This is a genomic window from Streptomyces humi (assembly GCF_001005085.2).
Classification (GTDB): Bacteria; Actinomycetota; Actinomycetes; order Streptomycetales; family Streptomycetaceae; genus Streptomyces; species Streptomyces humi.
On record NZ_LBMU02000088.1, the window covers coordinates 80,514 to 104,204 of the forward strand.

Below are 23,691 nucleotides of genomic sequence, written 5' to 3' on the forward strand. Positions count from 1 at the left end.
CCGTGCACATCCTGTACGAGGTGAAGGACGGCATCGCCACCCTCACCCTCAACCGGCCAGAGGCCGCCAACGCCCAGAACGCCGCTCTCCTCGACGAACTCGACGCCGCCTGGACCCGGGCCGCCGAGGACGCGGAGGTGAAGGTGATCGTGGTGCGTGCCGAGGGGAAGCACTTCTCCGCCGGACACGACCTCAAGGACCGCTGGCCCGGCCCCGACGAGATCACCCTGGAGTGGATCTACCGCGCCGAGAACCGCAGGTACCTCGAGTACACACTGCGCTGGCGCAACGTGCCGAAGCCGTCGATCGCCGCCGTGCAGGGCCGCTGCATCGCCGGCGGGCTGATGCTGTGCTGGCCCTGCGACCTGATCGTGGCCGCCGACGACGCCCAGTTCTCCGACCCGGTCGTCACCATGGGCATCGGCGGCGTCGAATACCACGGCCACACCTGGGAACTGGGCCCGCGCAAGGCCAAGGAGATCCTCTTCACCGGCCGTCCGCTGACCGCCGAGGAGGCGGAGAAGACCGGCATGGTCAACAGGGTCGTGCCACGTGCCGAGTTGGACACCGCCACTCGGGAACTCGCCGAACGCATCGCCGCGATGCCCGCCTTCGGGCTCCGCCAGGCCAAGCGCGCCGTCAACCAGACCCTGGACGTGCAGGGCTTCTACGCCGCTCTCCAGTCCGTCTTCGACATCCACCAGACCGGACACGGCAACGCGCTGAGCGTCAGCGGCTATCCGATCCTGGCGAAGCTGGACGAGATGAAGGAGAAGCTGCGCTAGCGCCGCTCGGCCAGGCTCTGGGTGCCGAGCACCGAGATCAACGCCAGCTTCTCCGCGTCCTCGGTGCCGGGCTCGGCCGAGTACACGAGGATGTGCAGGTCCTGCTCCTCGATCCGGAGCTGGTCGCAGTCGAGCGTGAGCAGACCCACCTGCGGATGCTCGATGGTCTTGCGTGAGGCCTCGAGCCGGCCGACGACCCCCGCGTCCCACAGCCCCGCGAACCGCTCACTCCCGGCACGCAACTCGACGATCAGCCGTTGCAGTTGGCGGTCGCCGGGGTAACGGGCGGCCGTGGCGCGCAGCTCGGCGACCATGCCGGTCTCGAAGGCGCGCCGTTCCTCCGGGGTGTGCCGTACCCGGGTCGGCCAGTCCAGGAAGTTCCGCCACACGCCGTTGCGCTGGAAGCCCCGCAGCCGGGACGGGTCGCCCATCAGCGCCGCGTACATCGGGTTGGCCACCAGCAGGGTCATGGCCGCGTCGGAGACCGCCACCGGAGTGCCGGCCAGCCGGTCCAGCAGCCGCTGCACGCTGGGCGTGATGTACCCCGGCACCATGTCCGGACCCGGCGGCACCAGCCCCGCCAGCCCGAACAGATACCTCCGCTCGTCGCCGGAGACCCGCAGCGCCCGGGCCAGCGCCTCGACGACCTGCACGGACGGATTGACCGCCCGGCCCTGTTCGAGGCGCGTCACGTAGTCGACCGAGATGCCGGCCAGCAGCGCCAGCTCCTCGCGCCGCAGCCCGGCCGCCCGCCGCCGGTCGCCGGCCGGCAGTCCCGCCGCGTCCGGGGCGACGCGGTCCCGCCAGCGCCGCAGCGCCTGCCCCAGTTCCGTCGCCGTCATGCCCCCAGTCAACACCGTCGGCCGTCGCCGTGCCTGGTACCGGCAGTCCCAGGAAGGAGGGTCTGCTGGCTGACCCGGCGGCCGGGGCGCAGGGTGGAGCCATGACGACAACACTGATCACCGGAGCCAACAAGGGCATCGGGTACGAAACCGCCCGCCAGCTCATCGCCGCAGGTCACACCGTGTACGTGGGGGCCCGGGACGCCGAGCGTGGACGCCGGGCCGCCCAGGAGCTGGGCGCCCGGTTCGTCCTGCTCGACGTCACCGACGACGCCTCCGTGGAGGCCGCGGCCAAGACCGTCGCGGCCGACGGCGGGCTCGACGTCCTGATCAACAACGCCGGGATCGAGAGCAGGACGCCGGACAACAGCGTGCCCACGGCAGAGACCGTCACCGCCGACCTGATGCGCAACACCTTCGAGACCAACGTCTTCGGAGTCGTCCGCGTCCTGCACGCCTTCCTGCCCCTGCTGGAGCGCTCGGCCGCGCCGGTCGTGGTCAACGTCAGCAGCGGCCTGGCCTCGCTGACGGCGCTCTCCGACCCCGACCACCCCGCCCACTTCTACCCGGGCATCGCGTACCCGACGTCCAAGACGGCGGTCAACATGCTGACCGTGCAGTTCGCGAAGGCGTTCCCGGCCATGCGGATCAACTCCGTCGAGCCCGGCTTCACCAGGACCGACCTGAACGGCAACACCGGCACGCAGACCGTCGAGCAGGGCGCCGAGATCATCGTGCGGATGGCGCAGACCGGCCCGGACGGACCGACCGGCGGCTACTTCGACGTCAACGGACGGCTGCCCTGGTGAGTCACGGCCGACTGGGGCCTGTGTCCCGGTGAGCCACGGCCGGCAAGGACCTGTGCCCGGGTGAGCCACGGCCGGCAAGGACCCGCGCGCGGTGAGCCACGGCCGACCAGGACCCGCGCCCCGGTGAGCCACGGCCGGCCGAGGCGTGCGCCCCGGTGAGTCAGAGCTGAACCAGCCGGGGTGCGTGCATCACAGCTGAACCAGCCGGGGCGCGGTGCCCTTCGCCCGTACCAGCGCCCCGGCCTCGCGCGTCAGCTCCCGCGCGCTGCCCAGGAGTCCGTCCAGGACGAGGGCCCGGCGGACGTGCCGGTGCAACGGGTGCTCGGCGGTGAACCCGATGCCGCCCAGCACCTGCTGGCAGTGCCGGGCCGCGGTCAGTGCCGCCTGCCCGGCCGCCGCCTTGGCGAGCAGCGACCCCAGGTCGTCCCCGGCCGCCGTGAGGGCGGCTTCGGCGCCCTCCAGGGCGACCAGGGTCTCCGCGAGCCGGTGCCGTACCGCCTGGAAGGCGGCGAGTGGACGGCCGAACTGGACCCGGTCCAGCGCGTGCGTCCGGGCCAGCCCCAGCATGGCGTGGCCGGTGCCGAGCAGCCACCAGCCGACCGCCCGCCGGCCCGCCGCGACCGGTACGGACGCCGCGGTGGAGTCCGGCCGCGCCAGCAGTTCCGGAACGGGCCCCGGACCGTCGGCCGGCACCGGTCGCAGCGGCAGGTCCTCGTCGAGCGTCCGGCCCGTGGCCGCCGCGCCCCGCTCCCAGACCACCCACGAGCCGCCGCTGTACGGCAGCCGCACGGTGCCGCCGCCCGGCCGCCCGGCGGCCGTGAGCACCACGTCGTTCAGCACCGGGGCGTGCGCGCCCGTCTCGCCCAGCAGCCGGAACACCGTCGGTATCGCCACCGCCGGGAACTCGGCGAGCAGTTCGGCCCAGCCCAGTCCGGCAAGAGCGGCGTCGAGGGCGGCGCCGGAGGCCGTGCCCGTCATCGTCCTGCGCAGGGTCTGCGTGAGCAGTTCCACCTCGGCGTCGTTCACGGTCACTCCCTCCCCAGGTCCAGGAGCCGGCGGGCGATGATGTTGCGCTGGATCTCGGCGGTGCCGCCGTAGATGGTGGCCGCCTTCGCGTAGAGGTACTCCGACCGCCAGGGCGTCTCGGTCAGTTCCAGGACCCCCGGCAGCAAGTCCCTGACGGTCTCCAGGAGTTGCTGCTCGGCGGTGGCCAGCAGGACCTTGTCGACCGAGGTCTCCGGGCCGAGCCGGACCCCGTCCGCGAGCCGGCGCTGCGTCGCGTGGGAGCGGCAGCGGACGGTGTGCAGGGCGAGGTAGGCGGCGCCGAGGGCCGCGTCGTCCGGGGTCGCGGTCTCGGCGAGCAGACGGTCGAGTCGGGTGTAGAGGTGGGCGACGCGATGCCAGAAGCAGGTGGAGCGCTCGTGCGGGAGCAGGTCCATCGCCAGGCGCCAGCCGTCGCCGGGCCGGCCCAGCATCCGGTCCGCGGGCACGGGCACGTCGTCGAAGAAGACCTCGGCGAACTCGTCGACGCCGTGCATCGTGCGCAGCGGCCGCACGGTGATGCCGGGGGTGTCCATGTCGACGAAGAACGCGGTGATGCCCTCGTGGCCCGGGGCGGTGCGGGTGAGCAGGACACAACGGGCCGCGTACTGGGCGAGGCTCGTCCACACCTTCTGGCCGTTGACCACCCAGGTGCCGTCGTCCCGCGGTGCCGCCCGGGTGGTGAGGGAGGCCAGGTCGCTGCCCGAGCCCGGCTCGGAGAAGCCCTGACACCACTGCTCCCGGCCGCTCAGCAGCAACGGGACCATGGCCGCGGCCAGTTCGGGACGGGCGTGGTCGACGAGGGTCGGGGTGAGGACCTCGACCATCGAGTAGATGCCGGGCTCCGCGAGTCCCCGGGTCGCCACCTCCTCGCCGAGCACCGCCCGCAGCACCGCCGGCCCGCCGAGGCCGCCCACCTCCCGTGGCCAGCCGTACCGCATCCAGCCCGCGTCGAACAGGGCCCGGCGCACCCGGGCCAGTTGGGCGACCTGGGCGTCGAAGGAGTGGTCGGGGCCGGGGGAGAGGTCGTTCTCGTCCAGCCAGGCCCGCAGGGCCGTGCGGAAGTCCGCCGCCGTGGTGAGGGCGCTCATCCGGTCGGACGCTGATACGCGTGCGGGCGCCCCGAGTCGTGGGCGCCGCCGCGGCGGATGAAGGTCATCGCCCGGGTGCGCAGCCGCCAGCCCTCGGTGGTGCGCAGGTAGGTGTCGTCGTAGTAGCCGATGCGCAGGTCGTGGGTGGCGTGGTCGACGAAACACAGTGGCTGGGTGCCCGTCGCCGTGTCGCCGGACAGCTCCACGGCGGACGTACCGGTGAGGAACAGCCCCTTGGGGGCGGCCGCGACCAGCGCCGGGAACTCCGCGAGGGGGTAGGTGTCGCCGAACGCGCTGTAGGTGCCGTCCGGCGTGAAGACGGCCAGCAGTCCGTCGATGTCGCCGCGGGTGATGGTCACCGCGTAACGGGCGAGGAGCTGCTGGATCTCCACGAGGTCGGCGGTGGTGGCGTCGGTGGTGTCGGCGGCTGTGTGGTCAGTGGCCACGGGCCCGCCTCCTTTCCGCACGCTCGCGCGCGTCGTGTTCGGGACGGATGCCGAAGGTGTTGAAGGCCATCGCCATGAGGGCGTAGGTCCCCACGGTGAACACCAGGTCCATCAGCTGGTGTTCGTCGAGGTGTTCGGAGAGGGCGGCCCAGGTGCGGTCCGAGACGTCGGAGCCGTCCTCCAGCTCGTCCACCGCGTCAAGTACCGCGCTCTCCAGCGGGTCGGTCGCCTTGCCCTGTCCGGCCGCCTCGACCTCCGCCTCGGTCAGGCCGGCCTGCTGGGCGGCGTAGAAGTGGTGCGTCCACTCGTACGCGCAGTCGCGGCGCCTGGCGATCCGCAGGATGACCAGCTCACGCAGCCGGTCCGGCAGCGTCGAGCCGACCAGGAGGTAGGTGCTGTACGGGAGGAAGGCGGCGGTGAGCTCCGGGTGCCGTACGAGCGTGGACATCGCGTTGCCCGCCGCCGCGGCGTTGCGCATGCTCCGGGGAAGCAGGGCGGAGAGCACCTCGCGGGCGCGGTCGTCCCACTGGTCGTCCGGCAGCGGAGGCAGGCGAGGCGGCATGCGTGCTCCCTCGGACGCAGGATGCGTGAACTCGTGATCACTGGTCTCGTCGAGAATCATGTTCTCAATTCTGAGCGTCAGATTTCCATTCCCTGCGGCCCCGCGTCAACCGTCGGACGCACAGCTTGCCGAAGTCCCAGCCCGCCCCTCCGGGCCATCGCGATCGCGATGCCGCCGCGCTGACCGGGCATGATTCCTCCCGCTGTCGCGTGAATGCCTAATTCTCCTGCACGACAGGTTGCTTCTCATCTGGCGAGAAGCTACTTTCCACCGCAGGTAGAGACGTGGCCACAGGACCTGTGACACCCAGAAGAGATGGGGAGCCGTGAGTCTTTTCCATGAGGACCGGCTGTTGATCGACGGGGATCTCGTACCCGCGGAGCGCAGTTTCGAGACCGTCGATCCGTCCACCGGGAAGGTGCTGGGGACGGCATCCGAGGCCGACGCGGGCCATGTCGAGAAGGCCGTCGCCGCCGCTCGCCGGGCGTTCGACACGACCGACTGGATGCGCGACCGCGACCTTCGGCTGCGCTGCCTCCGCCAGCTCCACGCCGCGCTGCACGCGCACCGCGAGGAACTGCGCGACCTGACCATCGCCGAAGTGGGCGCGCCCCGCGCCCTCACCCACGGACCCCAGCTCGACGAACCCATCGAGCTGGTCAGGTTCTACGCGGACCTGCTGGAGCGCTACGAGTTCCGCGAAGAACTCGGCACCGTGGAGAGCCGGGGACGGCAGCACCGCCGTTGGGTGGAGAAGGAGGCCGCCGGAGTCGTCGCGGCCGTCCTGCCGTACAACTTCCCCAACCAGCTGGCCCTCGCCAAGCTCGCTCCCGCGCTCGCCGCCGGCTGCACCGTCGTCCTCAAGGGCGCCCCCGACACCCCGTGGACGACCCTCACGCTCGGCCGGCTCATCGCCGAGGAGACCGACATCCCCGCGGGTGTCGTCAACGTCCTCACCTCGTCGGGCCCCGAAGCCGGGCAACTGCTCACCACCCACCCCGGCATCGACATGATCAGCTTCACCGGGTCCACCCCGGTCGGCAAGTCCATCATGTCCGCCGCCTCCGCCACCCTGAAACGGGTCTTCCTGGAACTCGGCGGCAAGTCCGCGATGATCGTGCTCGACGACGCCGACTTCGCGAACGCCGCCATGTTCGCGGCCTTCAGCATCTGCTCCCACGCCGGCCAGGGCTGCGCACTCAACTCACGCCTGCTCGTCCCGCGCGGGCGGCACGACGAGATCGTCCCCCTGGTCGCCGCCATGCTCGGCAAGGTCCGGTACGGCGACCCGGCCGACCCGGCGACCCACATGGGCCCCCTGATCAGCGAGAAGCAGCGCACCAAGGTGCACGGCATGGTCGAACGGGCCGTCGCCGCCGGCGCCCGCCTGGTGACCGGCGGCCGGCCCGCCGACCGCGAGGGCTTCTTCTACGAGCCCACCCTGCTCACCGATGTCGACCCGGCCGCCGAGATCGCCCAGGAAGAGGTCTTCGGACCGGTGCTCGCCGTCATCGACTACGACGACGAGGACGACGCCGTCCGGATCGCCAACGGCACGGTGTTCGGCCTGTCCGGTGCGGTGCTCGGCGCCGACGACGAGCGGGCCACCGCCGTGGCCCGGCGGATCCGCAGCGGCACCTTCAGCATCAACGGCGGCAACTACTTCGCCGCCGACGCCCCGTTCGGGGGGTTCAAGCAGTCCGGCATCGGCCGGGAGATGGGCGTCGCGGGTCTCGAGGAGTTCCTCGAGCTCAAGACCTTCGCGGTGCCGGTGCGCTGACCACCGGCACGAAGCAGTCCGGGGAACACCACCGAGGAGGAACCCCGTGAGAGTCCACGCAGTCCCCGCCGCCCTCGCGGCGACCGCACTGCTCGCCGTCGCCGGGTGCGGCGGCCACGGCAGCGCCGACGACACGAGCGACGGCGGCGCGACACCCACGAAGGCCGCACAACAGGACGCGTCCGGAGACTTCGGCGACCTGAAGAAGGTCTGCGGACCGGGCACCGCGAAGAGCGCGCCCGCCCAGGGCGTCACCGCCGACTCCATCGACATCGGCGTCTTCTCCGACGTCGGCTTCACCAAGAACCCCGAATTCGCCGACACCGCAAAGGTGTTCACCTCCTGGTGCAACGCGGCCGGCGGCATCGACGGCCGCAAGCTCGTCGCCACCACCCGCGACACCAAGCTGACGCAGGTCCGCCAGCAGATGCTGGAGGCCTGCAAGCACGACTTCGCCCTGGTCGGCGGCGGCGCGGCGCTGGACGCCCTCGGGGTGCAGGACCGGCTGAACTGTCTGCTGCCCGACTTCCCGGCGCAGGTGAGCCAGATCCAGAACAACGGGTCCGGCCTCCAGCTGAACGAGACCGGTGGCGCCTCCTACGCCCGCTACCAGGGGTACTACTCCTGGGTCCTGAAGGAGGGTTACCCCGCGTCGGCGGCACACGTGGGGACGATCGGCGGCGACTCCCCGGTGACGAAGGTCATCAACGCCCAGACCCAGGAGACGTTGCAGGCCTCCGGAGCGAAGATCGTCTACAAGGACCTCTACCCGGCGGCCGGTGTCTCGGACTGGACGCCCTACGCCCAGTCGATCAAGAGCAAGGGCGTCAAGGGCCTCGTGTTCAACGGCGACTTCGCGAGCCTGGCCAAGCTCGAACAGGTCCTGACCGGCATGAACTACAAGCTCGACTGGATCGACGCCAACAACAACGCCTACGGCCCGGCGTTCCTCCAGCTCGCGGGCAAGTCCCTGGCCGTCCAGAACAACCTGGCCGACCTCGGTGGCGTGTACCCGCTGGAGAAGGCGGCCGACAACCCCGCCACCGGCCAACTGGTCGCCCTGTTCAAGAAGTACGACCCGAACGCGCAGATCACGATGCCGGGCATCCGCGGCTTCGCCGCCTGGCTGCTGTTCGCCAAGGCGGCCTCCTCCTGCGGCGAAGCCCTCACCCGCACATGCGTCTACGAGGCCGCGGCCAAGGAGAACGCCTGGACGGGCGGCGGACTGCTGGCCCCCGTCGACCTGTCCCGGCCGGACGCCCCCCTGAAGTGCTTCAACATCGAGCAGGCCACCCCCAAGGGCTGGCAGCCCGCCGCATTCGAACCCGACGACGGCGCCTACCGCTGCGACACACCCCCGTACAAGCTGAAGGGCACCTACGGAAAGCCCCTCACCCTCGCCGACGTCGGCAAGAGCATGAGCGACGTGAAGTAGATGGAGCAGTTCCTGACCTTCGGGATCGTCGGCCTGAGCACCGCGGCCATCTACGCCGTCATCGGCAGCGGCCTGGTGCTCACCTACGTCACCACCGGCGTGTTCAACTTCGCGCACGGCGCGGCGGGCATGCTGGCGGCGTTCTGCTACTGGCAGTTCACCGTCGGCTGGGGCTGGCCGGTCCCGGCGGCCCTGGCGCTGGTGCTCCTCGTGCTCGCACCCTCCTTCGGTCTCGCCGTAGAGCGGGTCCTGATGCGACCCGTGCAACGGCTCGGCGAGGCCGAACGGCTGGTGATGACGGTGGCGCTGCTCAGCGGCGCCATCGCCGCCGCCCGCTGGATCTGGAACCCCGACCTGCCCCGGCCGCTGTCGGTCTTCCTCGCCGACAAGCAGCCCTTCCACCTCGGACCGGCCACCCTCACCTGGCACCAGGCGATCACCATGACCGTCGCGGTGGCGGTCGCCGCCGGCCTCTGGTTCCTGCTCAACCGCACCCGTACCGGCGCCGAGATGCGCGCCACCGTCGACGACCGCGCCCTGGTACGGCTCACCGGCGCCGACCCGGTCCGGGCGAGCCGCGTCGCCTGGATCCTCGGCACCCAACTCGCCGCGATCGGCGGCATCCTGATCGCCCCCACCGTCGCCCTGGACGCCGCCCAGCTCTCCCTCCTGATCGTCAGCGCCTACACCGCGGCCGTCTTCGGCAGGCTGCGCAGCCTGCCGCTCACCTTCGCCGGCGCGGTCGTCGTCGGCTGCATGGAGAGCTACCTCGCCGGCTACCTCCCACAGAACCCCTACCTGCCCGGCCTGCGCCTGGCGGCCCCCGCCCTGCTCCTCTTCCTCGCCCTGCTCCTGTTCCGCCACCCGGGCCTGCGCCACCGCGACCGGCGGCTCGTCCAGGTCCCGGCGCCCAGCCTGCGCGGCACCGCCGTGTTCGCCGCCTCGACGGTCATGGCCGGGGTGGTGCTGGCCACCGTCCTCGACGAGGCCGACCTCGTCAGCTACGGGCCGGTCTTCTCGCTCGGCATCGTCGCCCTGTCGTACGTCCCGCTCGCCGGGTACGCCGGGCAGATCTCCCTGTGCCAGCTGAGCATGGCCGGCATCGGCGCCGTCGTATGGGGGCACCTCGGCGCGCACGGCGAACTCTGGGCGCTGGCCGCCGCGATCGCCGTGTCCGGGGCGGCCGGGGCGCTGATCGCGGTGCCCGCGCTGCGGTTCTCCGGCGTGTACCTGGCGCTCGGCACGGCCGCGGTCACGGTGGTCCTGGACCGGTGGGTCTTCACCCTGCCGGCCTTCCACCTGTTCGGCCTGCGCATCTCGTTCTTCGACCAGGGCTCGGTGGACATGAGCGGCCCCGACCTGTTCGGCCTGCGCCTCGACTCCGCCGCCGACCTGACCGTCCTCGCCGCCGTCTGCCTCGGCCTCGCCTCCCTCGCGGTCGCCTGGCTGCGGCGCGGCGGCTTCGGACGGCGCCTGATCGCACTGCGGGACAGCGAGGCCGCGTACGCCACGCTCGGCGGCAACCTGTTGGTGACCAAGGTGGCCGTGTTCGCGCTGTCCTCCGGCATCGCCGGACTCGGCGGCGCCCTCTACGGCATGCAGCAACGTGCCGTCACCGCCGAGCAGTTCAACCTCGTCGCCGGACTGCCGATCTTCCTCGTCGCCGTCATCGGCGGCCTCGGCGCGGTCGGCGACGGCCTGTTCGCCGGCACCGCCTACCTCGGCCCGAACGCCCTGACCGGTGTGGCCTCCTGGACACAGAACATCGTCACCGTGCTGCCCGCCCTCGCCGGCATGGGCCTCGGACACAGCCCCGAGGGGATCGTGGCCAGGCTCCGCCGCCAGTGGGAACCCCTCGGCCGGGACCCCGCCGCCCTGCCCGCCCTGCTCGGCGCCCTGGCCCTGGGCTGGGTACTGCGGCTGACCGGCGCCGTCGACGGCTGGACGTTCCTTCTCGGTTCGCTGGCCGCCGGGTTCGCGCTGCGCGCCTGGGCCGCCGCCCGCCAGGCCCCGACCGCCGAGGCGGACGTACCGGTCGAGTGGTGGGGCGTACGACGGCCCTGGCGGCCCGAGGACGGGGAGGTGCTGACCCGTGCCACTGCTGGACGTTAGCGGCGTCACCGTCACCTTCGGCGGCAACCGCGCCCTGGACGGGGCCGGCATGACCGCCGACCGGGGCCGGATCACCGGCCTCATCGGACCCAACGGAGCCGGCAAGAGCACCCTGTTCGACGTGGTGTCGGGGCTGCGCAGGCCCGCGGCGGGCAGGGTCGTCCTCGGCGGCCGGGACGTCACCCGCCTCGGCCCCGCCCGGCGCTGCCGGCACGGACTGGCCCGCACCTTCCAGCGCCTGGAACTCTTTGGCCGGCTGAGCGTCCGCGACAACCTCCTCGTCGCCGCGGAACTCGGCCCCGAACGACGGCGGGCGGCCCAGGTGGCCGACGGCCTCCTCGACCGGCTCGGCCTGGCCGGCATCGCCGACACCCCCGCCGACAACCTCCCCACCGGCGTCGCCCGCCTCGTCGAGGTCGGCCGCGCCCTGGCCGTACGGCCCGCACTCCTGCTCCTCGACGAGCCCGCCGCCGGACAGGACGGCGAGGAGACCGAACGGTTCGCCGCCCTGCTGCGCTCGCTCGCCGCCGAAGGCACCGCGGTCGTCCTCGTCGAACACGACATGGGCCTGGTCATGGGCGTCTGCGACGAGGTGTACGTGCTCGACCTCGGCAAGGTCATCGCGGTGGGACCGCCCGAGGTGATCCGCGACGACGAGACGGTGCTCGCCGCCTACCTGGGGGACGCGTGAACGCTCTGCTCGAACTGCGCGCCGTCCGCGCCGCCCACGAGGGCATCACCGTCCTGCACGGCGTCGACCTGAGCGTCGGCCCCGGGCAGGTCGTCGCGCTGCTCGGCCCGAACGGCGCCGGCAAGACGACCACGCTGCACGTCGCCGCCGGACTCCACCCACCCCGGTCCGGGCAACTCCTGCTCGGCGGAAGGGACATGACCGGCGTGGACCCCCGCGACCTGGCCCGGGCCGGAGTCTGCCTCATCCCCGAGGGACGCGGTGTCTTCCCCAACCTCTCGGTGCGCGACAACCTCCTGATGATGACCTTCACAGGCCGCACCCGCCAGGAGATCGAGGAGGTCGCCTACGCCCGCTTCCCCGTGCTCGGCAAGCGGCCGGGCCAGGCGGCAGGGACGCTCTCCGGCGGCGAGCAGCAGATGCTCGCCCTCGCCCGCGGCCTGGCCACCGACCCGGCCGTGCTGCTCCTCGACGAACTGTCCATGGGACTCGCCCCGCTGGTCGTCTCCCGGCTCTACGAACAGGTCGCCGAGATCGCCCGGCAGGGCGTCGCGGTCCTGGTCGTCGAGCAGTTCGCGGCCGCCGTCCTCGGCATCGCCGACCACGCCGCCGTCCTCGTACGCGGCCGCATCGAACGCCAGGGCCGCCCCGACGGCGGACTGCGCGACGAACTGTCCGCCCTCTACCTGGGGAGTTCCGCATGACCTCCACCGAGCCGGCTCCAGACTCCCGCGCGGACCGGTTCGTCCGCGAACTCGCCGACCTCAGGATCCCCGACCCGGCCGCCGCCCGCGCCGGCCTCTGGCTGCGCCTCGGTGCCGCCCTGATGACCGTCGGCCTGGTCCTCGCCGTCTCCGCGTACTTCGTCTCGCACACCACCCAGAACCCCCTCGACCAGAACGACGCCCTCGCCCTCGGCCTCGGCGGAATCGCGGCGACGGTCGTCGGCGCGGCCCTGTTCCTGCGCTACTCGCTCACCGGCTTCCTGCGGTTCTGGATGGCCCGCCAGTCCTACGACCTCGCCGTACTCGCCGACCGCCTGCCGGAAAGGGACCCGAACCATGACCTCACCAGCACCGACGCCGCGCCCCGGTGACCAGCTCGCCAGCACGGTGTGCGGCACCCGCGTCGTCGTGGTCCGCGCCCCGGCGGACCGGCAGCCGGCCCTGACCTGCGGCGGCGCCCCCATGACCGCTGCCGCCGGCGCCCCGCCCGCCCCGCCCGCGGCCGGCGCCCCGGTCACCCTCCTCGGCAAGCGCTACACCGACGCCGACGGCACCCTCGAACTGCTCTGCACCAGCCCCGGAACCGGCGAACTCGCCTGCGACGGCGTCCCCATGACCCTCAAGGCCGCCAAACCCCTCCCCGCCTCCGACTGAACGCCCCACCAGCGAACGCCCCACCAGCGAACGCCCCACCAGCGAAAAGGACTCCGCATGAACAAGGACGACCTGATCCTCATCAGCGTCGACGACCACGTCATCGAACCGCCCGACATCTTCGTGAACCACCTGCCGAAGCGGTACCTCGACGACGCGCCCAAGCTGATCCACCGCGAGGACGGCAGCGACGTCTGGCAGTTCCGTGACAACACCGTCGGAAACGCCGCTCTCAACGCGGTCGCGGGCCGACCCAAGGAGGAGTACGGCCTCGACCCGCAGGGCATGGACGAGATCCGGCCCGGCTGCTACGACGTCCACGAACGCGTCAAGGACATGAACGCGGGCGGTGTGCTCGCCCAGATGAACTTCCCGTCCTTCCCGGGCTTCTCGGCCCGCATGTTCGCCACCGAGGACACCGACTTCTCACTCGCGCTGGTACGGGCGTACAACGACTGGCACATCGACGAGTGGTGCGGCTCCTATCCAGGCCGCTTCATCCCGATGGCCCTGCCCGTGATCTGGGACGCCGAGCTGTGCGCCGCCGAACTGCGCCGCGTCGCGGCCAAGGGCTGCCACTCCATGACCTTCCCGGAGAACCCGGCCGCGCTCGGCTACCCCAGCTTCCACGACCCGTACTGGAACCCGGTGTGGCAGGCCGCCTGCGACACCGGCACCGTCCTGTCGGTGCACATCGGCTCCTCCGGCCGCCTGGCCATCCCGGCCGTCGACTCCCCGCCGGACGTGATGATCACCCTCCAGCCGATCAACCTCGTACAGGCCGCCGCCGACCTGCTCTGGTCGCGCACCCTCAAGGACTTCCCCGACCTGAGGATCGCCCTCTCGGAGGGCGGCACCGGCTGGATCCCCTACTTCCTGGAGCGCGTCGACCGCACCTTCGAGATGCACGCCGCCTGGACCCTCCAGGACTTCGGCGGCAAGCTGCCCTCCGAGGTCTTCCGCGAGCACTTCCTGACCTGCTTCATCACCGACAAGCTCGGCGTGAAGCTGCGCCACGACATCGGCATCGACAACATCTGCTGGGAAGGCGACTACCCGCACAGCGACTCCCTGTGGCCCGACGCCCCCGAGCAGCTGCACGGCGTCCTCACCGAGTGCGGGGTCCCGGACGCGGACACCGTGAAGATCACCCACGAGAACGCGATGCGCTGGTACTCCTTCGACCCGTTCTCGCACGTCCCGCGCGAGCAGGCGACGGTCGGCGCCCTGCGCCGGGCCGCCGACGGGCACGACGTCAGCATCCGGCCCCGCAGCCGCCAGCTCAAGGAACCCGTCGACAAGCTGGAGGCCTTCCGCCGGCGGGCCCGCGCGGCCGTAGCGGCGGCGAGCAAGTAGTGGCGCACGACAACGAGCTGTTCGACCTGACGGGACGCTCGGCGCTGGTCACGGGAGCCGCGGGCGGCATCGGCGCCGCCGTCGCCCACGCGCTCGCCCGGGCCGGCGCCGCCGTCCTCGTCACCGACGTCGACGCGGCCGCCGCGGCGGCGGTCGCCGGGAAGATCACGGCGGCGGGCGGCACCGCCGACAGCACCGGACTCGACGTACGGGACCGGACGGCCGCCGAGGCCGCCGTGGTCCGGGCCGCCGTCCTCGCCAGCGGGACCCTGCACATCCTGGTGAACAACGCTGGCGTGACCGCGCCCGCCATGTTGCCCGACCTCGACGAGGACACCTTCCGCCGGCTGCTCGACATCCACGTCCTCGGCACCTTCACCTGCTCCCAGGCCGCCCTGCCGTTCCTGCCGACGGACGGCACCGGACGCATCGTCAACGTCACCTCCTCGGCCGGGCTCACCGGCACCCTCGGCCAGGTCAACTACTCGGCGGCCAAGGCCGCGGTCATCGGCATGACCAAGTCGATGGCCCGGGAGCTGGCCCGCAGCCAGATCAAGGTCAACGCCCTGGCGCCGCTGGCCGCCACCCCCATGACCGAGACCATCCGCACCCACGAGAAGTTCGCCGCCACCATGCTCGCCCGCATCCCCCTCGGCCGGTGGGCCGAGCCCGAGGAGGTCGCCGGAGCCTTCGTCTTCCTCGCCTCGGACGCGGCCTCCTTCGTCACCGGCCAGGTCCTGCCGGTCGACGGCGGCCTGGTGATCTGATGGCCGACCCCACAGACCGGGGACCTCTCTCCGGTGTGACGGTGGTGGCCCTGGAACAGGCTGTCTCGGCGCCGCTGTGCACCCGGGTCCTGTGCGACCTCGGGGCCCGCGTGATCAAGGTGGAGAACCCGGACGGCGGCGACTCCGCCCGTCACATCGACGACGTGGTGAACGGGCTGGCCGCCCACTTCGTGTGGACCAACCGCGGCAAGGAGTCCGTCGCCCTCGACCTCAAGTCCGAGGCGGGGATGGCGATCCTGCACCGGCTGCTGGACCGCGCCGACGTCCTGGTCTCCAACCTCACCCCGGGCACCACGGCCAGACTGGGCATCGCCCCCGACGACCTGGCGACCAGCCACCCCGGCCTGATCGCGGTGGAGATCGACGGTTACGGTCCCGGCGGGCCGCTCTCCCACAAACGGGCCTACGACCTTCTCGTCCAGGCCGAGTCCGGGGTCTGCGCCATCACCGGCCACCCCGGCGCCCCGGCCAAACCGGGCCCGCCCATCGCGGACGCGAGCACCGGCCTCTACACCGCGCTGTCCGTCGTGGCGCTCCTCTACGCCGGTGAGCGCCGGGGCGAGCGCGGCGGCGCCGTCGCGGTGAGCCTGTTCGACACCATGACCGAGCTGATGGGCTACCCGCTGACCCACACCCGGCACTCGGGCGAGGAACAGCAGCCCATCGGCATGAGCTCGCCCGCCGTCGCCCCGTACGGCGCCTACCGCACCGCCGACGGCCAGACGGTCGTCCTCGGCACCATCAACGACCGCGAATGGCAGCGCCTGGCACGCGAGTTGCTGGAACGCCCGGACCTGGCCGCCGACGAACGCTTCCGGACCAACCCCGACCGCGTCCGCCACCGCGGCCTGCTCGACGCGGAGATCGGCGCCTGGTGCGCCCGGCACGACCTGGCACACGTCCAGCGGCGCGCCGACGAGACGGGCATCGGCAACTCCCGCTACAACACCCCGGCCGACGTCCTCGCTCACCCGCACCTCGCGGCCCGCGACCGCTGGCGCACCATCGACACCCGCGCGGGACCGGTACCGGCCCTCCTGCCACCGCCGGTGATCGCCGGATACGAGCCCCCGATGGGCGCCGTACCCGCCCTCGGCGAGCACACCCGGCAGGTGCTCGCCGAACTGGGCGTCACCGAGGCCGAGTCGAGGGGTGCCACATGACCGGCGAGCCCGTACTGCTGTCCGCCGACAGCGGCGGCGTACGGACCCTGACCCTCAACCGCCCGCACCGCAGGAACGCCGTCGACCGCGACCTGTGGGCGGCACTGCGCCAGGCCCTCACCGAGGCCACCCACGACCGGGCGGTACGGGCCCTGGTCCTCACCGGCGCCGACGGAGCGTTCTGCTCCGGCGCCGACCTCACCAGCGGCGCCCAGGACCCCCGGCACCCGCTCGACAAGGTCCGCGATCTCAACGAAGTCGCCGTCCTGTTGAACGAGTTGCCCGTCCCGACGGTGGCCAAGGTGAATGGTGCGGCCGTCGGCGCGGGCTGGAACCTGGCGCTGGGCTGCGACCTGGTGGTGGCCACACCGGAGAGCCGGTTCTCGCAGATCTTCGCGCGCCGCGGGCTCTCCCCGGACTGCGGCGGCTCCTGGCTGCTGCCCAGGCTCGCCGGACTCCAGCAGGCCAGGAGACTGGCCCTGCTGGCCGAGATGATCGACGCCGAGGAGGCCCGGTCGCTGAACCTCGTCACCTGGGTGGTGCCCGCCGAGGAGATCGACGAGTTCACCGCCGACCTGGCCGGCCGGCTGGCGGCCGGACCGCCGCTCGCCCTCGCGGGAACCAAGGCCCTGCTCAACGAGGGCACGGACCGCACCCTGCGCGAGGCACTCGCCGCGGAGGCCCGCACCCAGACGGTCAACTTCGCCTCGACCGACGTGTCGGAGGCCTACGCGGCGTTCGCAGAGAAACGCGAGCCGCGCTTCACCGGCCGCTGGTTCCGACAGCCCCCTACGGAGGACCCACCATGCGCGAAGCAGTGATCGTCGAAGCCGTCCGCACCCCGGTGGGCAGACGCGACGGCGGCCTGTCCGGCGTGCACGCGGCCGACCTCTCCGCCGTGGTCCTGACCGCCCTCGCCGAGCGCACCGGCCTCGACCCGGCGCTCGTCGACGACGTCGTGTGGGGCTGCGTCTCCCAGGTCGGCGACCAGTCCAGCAACATCGGCCGGTACGCGGTCCTCGCCGCGGGCTGGCCCGAGACCGTACCCGGGACCACCGTGAACCGGGCCTGCGGATCGAGCCAGCAGGCCCTCGACTTCGCCGCGCAGGCCGTCATGTCCGGCCAGCAGGACGTCGTCGTGGCCGGCGGCGTCGAGGTCATGAGCCGGGTGCCGCTCGGCTCGGCACGCGCCACCGGGACGCCGTACGGTCCCCGAGTCCTCGCCCGCTACCACGACTTCTCCTTCAACCAGGGCATCTCCGCCGAGAAGATCGCACAGAAGTGGGGCTTCACGCGGACGCAGGTGGACGAGTACGCGGCGCTCTCGCACGAGCGCGCCGCCGCCGCCCTGGACAGCGGCGCCTTCGAGGCGCAGACCGTGCCGGCGGCGGGGGTGAGTGCCGACGAGGGGATACGGCGCGGCACCAGCGTGGCGAAGCTCGCGGGGCTGAAGCCCGCCTTCCTCGACGACGGGGTGATCCACGCCGGCAACGCCTCCCAGATCTCCGACGGCGCCGCGGCCCTGCTGCTCACCACACCGCAGCGGGCACGGGAGCTGGGGCTGACCCCGCTCGTGCGCTACCGCGCGGGCGCGGTGGTCGGCGCCGACCCGGTCCTCATGCTGACCGGCCCGATCCCGGCCACGGAGAAGGTGCTCGCCAAGGCCGGTGTCGGTCTCGCCGAGGTGGGCGTCTTCGAGGTCAACGAGGCCTTCGCGCCCGTCCCGCTCGCCTGGCTCGCCGAGACCGGCGCCGACCCGGCCCTGCTCAACCCGCTCGGCGGCGCCATCGCGCTCGGGCATCCGCTGGGCGCGTCCGGCGCCGTGCTGATGACCCGCATGATCCACCACATGCGCGACCACGGGATCCGGTACGGGCTCCAGACCATGTGCGAGGGCGGCGGCACGGCCAACGCCACCCTCGTCGAACTCGCTTCCTGACGAGAGGGTTTCGGTGCGCCGAGAGATCTACACACCCGACCACGAGGAATTCCGCAAGCTGGTCAGGGAGTTCGTGGCCAAGGAGGTGGTCCCGAACCACGCCTCCTGGGAGCGGGCAGGGCGGCTGCCCCGCGAGATCTTCGAACAGCTCGGCTCGCTCGGCGTGCTGGGCATCGCGATCCCCGAGGAGTACGGCGGCGCCGGCCTCGACGACTACCGCTACAACGTCGTCCTCCAGGAGGAGGCGGCCCGGGCCCTGGTCACCCTGGGCACCGTACGCACCCAACTCGACGTCGTCCTGCCCTACTTCCTCGCCTACGCCGACACCGCGCAGCGGCGGCGCTGGTTCCCCGGCCTCGCCACAGGCGCGCTGCTGACCGCCGTCGCCATGACCGAACCCGGCACCGGGTCCGACCTGGCCGGCATCCGCACCACGGCCGTACGCGACGGCGACGGCTACGTCCTCAACGGCGCCAAGACCTTCATCACCGGAGGTCTGCTCGCCGACCTGGTGATCGTGGTCGCCCGCACGTCGAGCGACCCCGCCGACCGGCGCGCGGGACTGACGCTGCTGGTCGTGGAGGACGGGATGCCCGGGTTCACCCGGGGGCGGGTCCTCGACAAGATGGGCATCAAGGTCCAGGACACCGTCGAGCTGGCCTTCGACGACGTCCGCGTCCCGGTGGCGAACCGGCTGGGGGAGGAGGGCGCCGCCTTCGGCTACCTGGGCCACAACCTCCCGCAGGAGCGGATGACGGTGGCCGTCGGCTCGGTCGCGCAGGCACGGGCCGCGCTGGACACGACGATCGCGTACGTCAGGGAACGCGAGGTCTTCGGCAGGTCCGTGGCGTCCTTCCAGAACACCAAGTTCGAACTCGCCGCCGTCGCCGCCGAGATCGAGGCCGCCCAGGCCATGCTCGACCGCGCCGTCCTCGACCTCGTCGACGGGGAACTCACCGGCGCCGACGCGGCGAAGGTGAAGCTCTTCTGCACCGAGACGCAGGCCCGCGCCGTCGACCGCTGCCTCCAGCTCTTCGGCGGCTACGGCTACCTGACGGAGTACCCGATCGCCCGGCTGTACGCCGACGCCCGGATCACCCGGATCTACGCCGGTACCAGCGAGGTCATGAAGGTGATCATCGCCAAGTCGCTGGGGCTGTGAGAACAGCGCTGGGAACACGGGAGTGCCGCGGCCGCCGGTCGCGGCCGCGGAGCTCAGCGCGTCACTTCCCGTAGGCCGTCGACTCCGCCAGGTCTGCGGCCGACTTCATCAGCCGGAGCACCATCGGGCCGAACGCCTGCAACTTCTCGTTGTCATCGGCGCGTTGGAAGCCCTGTTCCAGCACGATGGCGAGCTTCCACTGGGCGAGGACGTCGTAGTAGTCCATGTCGTCGACCTGGCGGCCGGACACCTCGGCGTAGTGCTGGATCAGCTGTTGCCGCGAGGGCATGCCGAACAGGTCGACATAGGACACGGTGGCGGCCTCGGGGGCGCCGGTGTCCTCGGGCCAGCCGCGCAGCATCCAGGCCAGGTCGAGCTTGGGATCGCCGACCGTGCCCATCTCCCAGTCGACGACGGCGGCCAGCCGTGCCGGGCCGCCGTGCCGGAACATGACGTTGGCGAACTGGTAGTCGCCGTGCATCAGGCCCGGGACGTAGTCCAGCGGCTTGTGCCCGCGCAGCCAGGCCGAGGCCTCGTCGAACCCGGGCAGCTCACGTCCCTTCACCCGCTCCAGGTAGCGGGTCCAGCGGTCCACCTGGCGTTCGTGGAATCCCTCGGGCCGGCCCAGGTCGTGCAGCCCCTTCGCCCGCCAGTCCACCCGGCCCAGCAGGGCGGCCCCCTCGGCCAGTTGGTACGCCAGCCCCGCCCGCGCGGTCAGGTCCGTGCCGAACGGCTCGGGCCAGCCGCGTCCCCCGGTGCCGGACATGGGCGACCAGCCGTCGACGAACTCCATCAGGTAGAAGGTGCGGCCGAGGACGGCGGTGTCCGTGCAGACGGCGATCGCCTCGGTGTGCGGGACGTCCGTGCCGTTCAGCGCCTCGGTGATCCGCCACTCCCGCAGGATGCCGCCGTCGCGGGCGGCCGGCGCGGTGGGCGGCGGGATGCGCAGTGCGCAGTGCAGTTCGCCGCGGCGGATCTCGTAGATCTCGTTCTGCGCGCCGCCCGAGACGTACCGCTGCTCGACCGGCTCGCCCTTGCCGGGCAGAGCGGACCCGTCCAGCCAGTCCGCCAGCCGCTCGACGTCGATCACCGGGCCTCCGCCTCCCACTTTGTCGCCGGCTCCAGGAACTCCGCGTACTTGGCCCGCGCCGCCGCCAGCCGCGTGGGCAGGTAGCCACTCGGCCACAGGTCGTCGCTGGCCTTGTGGTCGCGCAGCACCTGCCGGGCGACGGTCACCTTGTGCGCCTCGGTCGGACCGTCGGCGATGCCCAGGACACTGGCGCCCAGGAGCATCCGGAACAGCGGCATGTCGCCGCTCACGCCGAGGGCGCCGTGCACCTGGATCGCGCGGTGGGCGACGTCGTGCAGCACGCTCGGCAGCACGACCTTGATCATCGCGATGTCCTTGCGGACCCTGCGGTAGTCGCTGTACTTGTCGATCTTCCAGGCGGTGTGCAGCACGGCCAGCCGGAACTGCTGGATCTGCGCCCAGGAGTCGGCTATGTGGCCCTGCACGAACTGCTTGTCGGCCAGCACCGTGCCCTGCGTGTGCCGGCTCAGTGCCCGCTCGCACATCATGTCGAACGCCTTGGTCGCGAGGCCGATCGTGCGCATCGCGTGGTGGATCCGCCCGCCGCCGAGGCGGGTCTGGGCGATGACGAACGCCTGCCCCTCGCCGCCCAGCAACGCGTCCGCCGGCACCCGTACGGCCTCGTAGTGCACCAGCGCGTGAGAACCCCGTTCTTCGGGCTCACCGGCCAGTGCCACGTTCCGCTCGATGACGATCCCGGGCGTCTCGGCCGGGATCAGGAACATCGACATGCTCTCGTACGGGTCCCCGTCCGGGTCGGTCATGGCCATCACGATGAAGAAGGCGGCCGTCCTGGCGTTGGACGAGAAGTACTTCCAGCCGTCGATGACCCACTCGCCGCCGTCCCGCACCGCCCGGGTGGTGAACTCCTTGGGATCGGACCCGGCCTGGGGCTCGGTCATCGAGTAGCAGGAGAAGATCTCGCCGTCGAGCAGCGGGCGCAGGTAACGCTCCTTCTGCGCCGCCGTGCCGTAGTGGGCGAGGATCTCCGCGTTGCCCGTGTCCGGGGCCTGGCAGCCGAACACGATCGGGGCCCAGGAGGAGCGCCCCAGAATCTCGTTGAGCAGACACAGCTTGACCTGCCCGTGTCCCGCACCGCCCAGGTCGGGACCGAGGTGCGTCGCCCACAGGCCGCGCGCCCGCACCTCCTTCTTGAGGGGGTCGAGGACACGGCGGAGGTTGTCGTCGGGCGGGGTGAACTGGAGGCCGTCCCAGAGGAGGTCGAGGGGTTCGACCTCCTCGCGCACGAACCCGTCCGCCCAGTCGAGCTGCGCCTGGTAGTCCGGGTCTGTCTCGAAGTCCCACGGCATTGTGTCTCCTTCCGGCGGGTGCCAGAATAACGTTCTCGTGGATGAGAACACAATTCCCTCGCTGTGGAACGCGGCTTCTGACGACGTGTCGGACCGGCCGCCGGACGGCATCGCCGACCGGATAGCCCAGCGCGCCCTGGCCCGCCGCGCCGACCAGTACGCCGATGAGGTGCGCGCCCTCCTCGACGCGGCACGCGCGGTCATGCGCCGCCTCGGCACGACCGCACGCCCGCGCGTCGCCGACATCGTGACGGCGGCCGGACTCTCCAACGAGGCCTTCTACCGGCACTTCCGGTCCAAGGACGCCCTGGTCGCCGCGATCATGGAGGACGGCGCCCAGCAGCTCTGCGGCTACCTCGCCCACCAGATGGCCAAGGAGCGCACGGCGCGGGGCAAGGTGCGCCGCTGGGCCGAGGGCGTCCTCTCGCAGGCGACGGACGCCGACACGGCCGCGACGACCCTCGCCGTCATGTGGAACGCCCAGAGCGTGGGGGAGGGGTTCCTCGCCGGGCCGCCCTCGATCGCCGGCCTGCTCGCGGACCTGCTCCGCGCGCCGTACACCGAACTCGGCAGCGCCGCCCCCGACCTGGACGCCGCCCTGGCCGCCCACGCCACGGTCGGCCTGCTCGCCGACCGCCTGTGGCGACGGACGCCCCCGACGGGCGCCGACGTCGAGCACGTCATCCGCTTCTGCCTGCGCACGGTCACACCCGAAGGAGCAGGAGAATGAAGGCGACCGACCAGTTCCACGTCGGCCTCGTCGTCGACGACATCGCCGCCGCGGCGGCCGAGTTGACGGCCGTGTTCGGCCACCGGTGGTGCGAGGAGTTGGGCGCCCCGGCCCGGGTCGGCCTGCCCGGCGGCGACGCCGTCCTCGACCTCAGGTCGACGTACACCATGTCCGTGCCCCGGCTGGAGCTCGTCCTGAGCATCCCGGACACCCTGTGGCAGCCGGCCGCCGACTCCGGCATCCACCACCTCGGCTACTGGTCCGACGACGTGGCCGCGGACTCCGCCGAACTCGCCCGGCGCGGCTACGCGTCCGAGGCCGTCGGCCGCCGCCCGGACGGTACTCCGTACTGGGCGTTCCTCCGAGGCGAGACCGGCCCGCGCGTAGAACTCGTGACCAGGGCGCTCCAGCCGGTCCTGGAGCGGTACTGGGCGACCGGCCTCAGGCCGTCATGACCGTCGAGAAAGAGCTCGGGAAGGAACAGACCCGATGACGAGCGTGGGAATCGTGACCGGAGCCGGGCGCGGCACGGGGCTGGAGTGCGCGCGGCGCACGGTCGGCACGGTGGACCGGCTGCTGATGGTCGACCTGGACGAGAAGACCCTTTCCACGGCCGCGGAGGACCTCTCGGCCGACCCGCACGCGACCGTCGTCGAACCGCACCCCCTCGACATCACCGACCGCGACGCCCTGGCCGGCCTCGCCTCCCGGACCCGCGGACTCGGCACCTGCGCGTACGCGCGGGCCTGGCGGCACGCCGGCCTGACCGGGGCAGGGCTTTCCCGGCCGGGGGCTCCCCGGCCGGGAAAGCCCGACTCGCCGTCAGGCGGAGGGGAGTCGGGCGAAGCCCCGGCCGGCCGTGTTCACCCGGCGTCGGTCGTCCGGGGCGCGAACCCGGCCACGATCACGGCGTTGGTGCGGGCCGCAGCCTGCCGCAGCGGCTTCGCCTCCGCATAGGCGGCCGACTCGTACCAGGCCCGGGCCGCCTCGACGGACTCGAATTCGAGCACGACGGTCTGGTCGCCGTGCCAGCTGCCCTCCAGAACCTGCGGGCGGGGGTCCGCGGCCAGTACGGCGGCGCCGCTCTCGGCGATGGAGAAGCCGGCTGCCCTGCCATAGGCGGCCATGCCCGCGGGGTCGTCGACGGCCTCGGTGAAGATGACGTAGCCCTTCGGCATGG

Annotated in this window: 26 protein-coding genes; 18 read left to right on the plus strand and 8 right to left on the minus strand. The window is 72.1% G+C overall.

Annotated elements, in window-relative coordinates; translation table 11 throughout:
* The first annotated feature begins 2 nt into the window (after positions 1 to 2).
* Positions 3 to 785 carry an enoyl-CoA hydratase gene (locus AAW13_RS34510; RefSeq protein ID WP_046731322.1) on the plus strand — a complete coding sequence of 261 codons (783 nt, stop codon included), beginning with the start codon at positions 3 to 5 and terminating at the stop codon, positions 783 to 785.
* Here AAW13_RS34510 and AAW13_RS34515 read toward each other — a convergent pair.
* Positions 782 to 1,627, minus strand: coding sequence for a helix-turn-helix transcriptional regulator (locus AAW13_RS34515; RefSeq protein WP_046731323.1), 846 nt, complete (start codon positions 1,625 to 1,627; stop codon positions 782 to 784). The genes AAW13_RS34510 and AAW13_RS34515 overlap by 4 nt on opposite strands.
* 101 nt (positions 1,628 to 1,728) lie before the next feature.
* On the opposite strand from AAW13_RS34515, the gene AAW13_RS34520 reads away from it, so the two are divergent.
* Positions 1,729 to 2,436 (plus strand): SDR family oxidoreductase, encoded by a 708-nt coding sequence (locus tag AAW13_RS34520; protein WP_046731324.1) that lies wholly within the window; start codon positions 1,729 to 1,731, stop codon positions 2,434 to 2,436.
* Between the two features lie 189 nt (positions 2,437 to 2,625).
* Here the strand turns inward: AAW13_RS34520 and AAW13_RS34525 are convergent, their stop codons facing one another.
* The 4 genes from AAW13_RS34525 to AAW13_RS34540 are packed head-to-tail and all read right to left on the minus strand — an operon-like array spanning position 2,626 to position 5,576.
* A complete protein-coding gene (locus AAW13_RS34525; RefSeq protein ID WP_046731325.1) occupies positions 2,626 to 3,462 on the minus strand; it encodes an acyl-CoA dehydrogenase family protein in 837 nt (278 codons plus the stop codon).
* A 2-nt stretch (positions 3,463 to 3,464) separates the two neighbouring features.
* A complete protein-coding gene (locus tag AAW13_RS34530; RefSeq protein WP_046731326.1) occupies positions 3,465 to 4,568 on the minus strand; it encodes an acyl-CoA dehydrogenase family protein in 1,104 nt (367 codons plus the stop codon).
* On the minus strand, positions 4,565 to 5,014 hold the full coding sequence (locus tag AAW13_RS34535; RefSeq protein ID WP_046731327.1) for a nuclear transport factor 2 family protein: 450 nt from the start codon (positions 5,012 to 5,014) through the stop codon (positions 4,565 to 4,567). The genes AAW13_RS34530 and AAW13_RS34535 overlap by 4 nt, the downstream gene beginning before the upstream one ends.
* Positions 5,004 to 5,576: a carboxymuconolactone decarboxylase family protein gene (locus AAW13_RS34540; RefSeq protein ID WP_046731328.1), complete on the minus strand. Its 573-nt coding sequence runs from the start codon at positions 5,574 to 5,576 to the stop codon at positions 5,004 to 5,006. The genes AAW13_RS34535 and AAW13_RS34540 overlap by 11 nt, the downstream gene beginning before the upstream one ends.
* Before the next feature lie 325 nt (positions 5,577 to 5,901).
* On the opposite strand from AAW13_RS34540, the gene AAW13_RS34545 reads away from it, so the two are divergent.
* From AAW13_RS34545 to AAW13_RS34605, 13 genes are read left to right on the plus strand one after another with little or no spacing between them, the layout of a single operon-like run.
* A complete protein-coding gene (locus AAW13_RS34545) occupies positions 5,902 to 7,356 on the plus strand; it encodes an aldehyde dehydrogenase family protein (RefSeq protein WP_206306318.1) in 1,455 nt (484 codons plus the stop codon).
* 46 nt (positions 7,357 to 7,402) lie between these two features.
* Positions 7,403 to 8,791: an ABC transporter substrate-binding protein gene (locus AAW13_RS34550; RefSeq protein WP_046731330.1), complete on the plus strand. Its 1,389-nt coding sequence runs from the start codon at positions 7,403 to 7,405 to the stop codon at positions 8,789 to 8,791.
* The gene (locus AAW13_RS34555; RefSeq protein ID WP_046731331.1) at positions 8,792 to 10,903 is read left to right on the plus strand and encodes a branched-chain amino acid ABC transporter permease; all 2,112 of its coding nucleotides are present in this window, start codon (positions 8,792 to 8,794) and stop codon (positions 10,901 to 10,903) included. It abuts the gene before it with no gap.
* Positions 10,884 to 11,594 (plus strand): ABC transporter ATP-binding protein, encoded by a 711-nt coding sequence (locus tag AAW13_RS34560; RefSeq protein ID WP_046731332.1) that lies wholly within the window; start codon positions 10,884 to 10,886, stop codon positions 11,592 to 11,594. The genes AAW13_RS34555 and AAW13_RS34560 overlap by 20 nt, the downstream gene beginning before the upstream one ends.
* Entirely contained in the window at positions 11,591 to 12,298 is a 708-nt protein-coding gene (locus AAW13_RS34565; RefSeq protein WP_046731333.1) for an ABC transporter ATP-binding protein, read from the plus strand. The genes AAW13_RS34560 and AAW13_RS34565 overlap by 4 nt, the downstream gene beginning before the upstream one ends.
* Positions 12,295 to 12,690, plus strand: coding sequence for a hypothetical protein (locus tag AAW13_RS34570; RefSeq protein WP_046731334.1), 396 nt, complete (start codon positions 12,295 to 12,297; stop codon positions 12,688 to 12,690). Before AAW13_RS34565 ends, AAW13_RS34570 begins: the two co-directional genes overlap by 4 nt.
* On the plus strand, positions 12,656 to 12,973 hold the full coding sequence (locus tag AAW13_RS34575; RefSeq protein ID WP_046731335.1) for a hypothetical protein: 318 nt from the start codon (positions 12,656 to 12,658) through the stop codon (positions 12,971 to 12,973). Before AAW13_RS34570 ends, AAW13_RS34575 begins: the two co-directional genes overlap by 35 nt.
* 57 nt (positions 12,974 to 13,030) lie before the next feature.
* On the plus strand, positions 13,031 to 14,329 hold the full coding sequence (locus tag AAW13_RS34580) for an amidohydrolase family protein (protein WP_046731336.1): 1,299 nt from the start codon (positions 13,031 to 13,033) through the stop codon (positions 14,327 to 14,329).
* Positions 14,329 to 15,096, plus strand: a complete 768-nt coding sequence (locus AAW13_RS34585; protein WP_046731337.1) for an SDR family NAD(P)-dependent oxidoreductase — start codon at positions 14,329 to 14,331, stop codon at positions 15,094 to 15,096. Before AAW13_RS34580 ends, AAW13_RS34585 begins: the two co-directional genes overlap by 1 nt.
* The gene (locus AAW13_RS34590; RefSeq protein ID WP_046731338.1) at positions 15,096 to 16,280 is read left to right on the plus strand and encodes a CaiB/BaiF CoA transferase family protein; all 1,185 of its coding nucleotides are present in this window, start codon (positions 15,096 to 15,098) and stop codon (positions 16,278 to 16,280) included. Before AAW13_RS34585 ends, AAW13_RS34590 begins: the two co-directional genes overlap by 1 nt.
* Complete coding sequence (locus AAW13_RS34595; protein ID WP_046731339.1) at positions 16,277 to 17,101, plus strand: enoyl-CoA hydratase/isomerase family protein; 825 nt, start codon at positions 16,277 to 16,279, stop codon at positions 17,099 to 17,101. Before AAW13_RS34590 ends, AAW13_RS34595 begins: the two co-directional genes overlap by 4 nt.
* Positions 17,086 to 18,219 carry a thiolase family protein gene (locus tag AAW13_RS34600; RefSeq protein ID WP_046731340.1) on the plus strand — a complete coding sequence of 378 codons (1,134 nt, stop codon included), beginning with the start codon at positions 17,086 to 17,088 and terminating at the stop codon, positions 18,217 to 18,219. Before AAW13_RS34595 ends, AAW13_RS34600 begins: the two co-directional genes overlap by 16 nt.
* Positions 18,220 to 18,232: 13 nt before the next feature.
* A complete protein-coding gene (locus AAW13_RS34605; RefSeq protein WP_046731341.1) occupies positions 18,233 to 19,381 on the plus strand; it encodes an acyl-CoA dehydrogenase family protein in 1,149 nt (382 codons plus the stop codon).
* 61 nt (positions 19,382 to 19,442) lie between these two features.
* Here AAW13_RS34605 and AAW13_RS34610 read toward each other — a convergent pair whose 3' ends face one another.
* Together AAW13_RS34610 and AAW13_RS34615 are read right to left on the minus strand one after the other, a co-directional pair.
* Positions 19,443 to 20,471, minus strand: a complete 1,029-nt coding sequence (locus AAW13_RS34610) for a phosphotransferase family protein (RefSeq protein WP_046731456.1) — start codon at positions 20,469 to 20,471, stop codon at positions 19,443 to 19,445.
* Positions 20,468 to 21,781, minus strand: coding sequence for an acyl-CoA dehydrogenase family protein (locus AAW13_RS34615; RefSeq protein WP_046731342.1), 1,314 nt, complete (start codon positions 21,779 to 21,781; stop codon positions 20,468 to 20,470). The genes AAW13_RS34610 and AAW13_RS34615 overlap by 4 nt, the downstream gene beginning before the upstream one ends.
* Before the next feature lie 37 nt (positions 21,782 to 21,818).
* Here AAW13_RS34615 and AAW13_RS34620 point away from each other — a divergent pair, with 37 nt between their 5' ends.
* The 3 genes from AAW13_RS34620 to AAW13_RS34630 are packed head-to-tail and all read left to right on the plus strand — an operon-like array spanning position 21,819 to position 23,468.
* Positions 21,819 to 22,511 carry a TetR/AcrR family transcriptional regulator gene (locus tag AAW13_RS34620; protein WP_206306319.1) on the plus strand — a complete coding sequence of 231 codons (693 nt, stop codon included), beginning with the start codon at positions 21,819 to 21,821 and terminating at the stop codon, positions 22,509 to 22,511.
* Positions 22,508 to 22,966, plus strand: coding sequence for a VOC family protein (locus tag AAW13_RS34625; RefSeq protein ID WP_046731343.1), 459 nt, complete (start codon positions 22,508 to 22,510; stop codon positions 22,964 to 22,966). The genes AAW13_RS34620 and AAW13_RS34625 overlap by 4 nt, the downstream gene beginning before the upstream one ends.
* A gap of 34 nt (positions 22,967 to 23,000) precedes the next feature.
* Positions 23,001 to 23,468, plus strand: a complete 468-nt coding sequence (locus AAW13_RS34630) for an SDR family oxidoreductase (protein ID WP_046731344.1) — start codon at positions 23,001 to 23,003, stop codon at positions 23,466 to 23,468.
* Here AAW13_RS34630 and AAW13_RS34635 read toward each other — a convergent pair.
* The gene (locus AAW13_RS34635; RefSeq protein WP_046731345.1) at positions 23,375 to 23,689 is read right to left on the minus strand and encodes a DUF1330 domain-containing protein; all 315 of its coding nucleotides are present in this window, start codon (positions 23,687 to 23,689) and stop codon (positions 23,375 to 23,377) included. The two genes, AAW13_RS34630 and AAW13_RS34635, sit on opposite strands and share 94 nt — an antisense overlap.
* Positions 23,690 to 23,691 lie beyond the last annotated feature (2 nt).

Bases quoted from the DNA above. Each gene is read 5' to 3' on its own strand.
- AAW13_RS34520 (WP_046731324.1), top strand. From the start codon at position 1,729: ATGACGACAACACTGATCACCGGAGCCAACAAGGGCATCGGGTACGAA.
- AAW13_RS34530 (WP_046731326.1), bottom strand. From the start codon at position 4,568: ATGAGCGCCCTCACCACGGCGGCGGACTTCCGCACGGCCCTGCGGGCC.
- AAW13_RS34570 (WP_046731334.1), top strand. From the start codon at position 12,295: ATGACCTCCACCGAGCCGGCTCCAGACTCCCGCGCGGACCGGTTCGTC.
- AAW13_RS34615 (WP_046731342.1), bottom strand. From the start codon at position 21,781: ATGCCGTGGGACTTCGAGACAGACCCGGACTACCAGGCGCAGCTCGAC.
- AAW13_RS34600 (WP_046731340.1), top strand. From the start codon at position 17,086: ATGCGCGAAGCAGTGATCGTCGAAGCCGTCCGCACCCCGGTGGGCAGA.
- AAW13_RS34540 (WP_046731328.1), bottom strand. From the start codon at position 5,576: ATGCCGCCTCGCCTGCCTCCGCTGCCGGACGACCAGTGGGACGACCGC.
- AAW13_RS34625 (WP_046731343.1), top strand. From the start codon at position 22,508: ATGAAGGCGACCGACCAGTTCCACGTCGGCCTCGTCGTCGACGACATC.
- AAW13_RS34555 (WP_046731331.1), top strand. From the start codon at position 8,792: ATGGAGCAGTTCCTGACCTTCGGGATCGTCGGCCTGAGCACCGCGGCC.
- AAW13_RS34595 (WP_046731339.1), top strand. From the start codon at position 16,277: ATGACCGGCGAGCCCGTACTGCTGTCCGCCGACAGCGGCGGCGTACGG.
- AAW13_RS34575 (WP_046731335.1), top strand. From the start codon at position 12,656: ATGACCTCACCAGCACCGACGCCGCGCCCCGGTGACCAGCTCGCCAGC.
- AAW13_RS34515 (WP_046731323.1), bottom strand. From the start codon at position 1,627: ATGACGGCGACGGAACTGGGGCAGGCGCTGCGGCGCTGGCGGGACCGC.
- AAW13_RS34580 (WP_046731336.1), top strand. From the start codon at position 13,031: ATGAACAAGGACGACCTGATCCTCATCAGCGTCGACGACCACGTCATC.
- AAW13_RS34635 (WP_046731345.1), bottom strand. From the start codon at position 23,689: ATGCCGAAGGGCTACGTCATCTTCACCGAGGCCGTCGACGACCCCGCG.
- AAW13_RS34590 (WP_046731338.1), top strand. From the start codon at position 15,096: ATGGCCGACCCCACAGACCGGGGACCTCTCTCCGGTGTGACGGTGGTG.
- AAW13_RS34630 (WP_046731344.1), top strand. From the start codon at position 23,001: ATGACGAGCGTGGGAATCGTGACCGGAGCCGGGCGCGGCACGGGGCTG.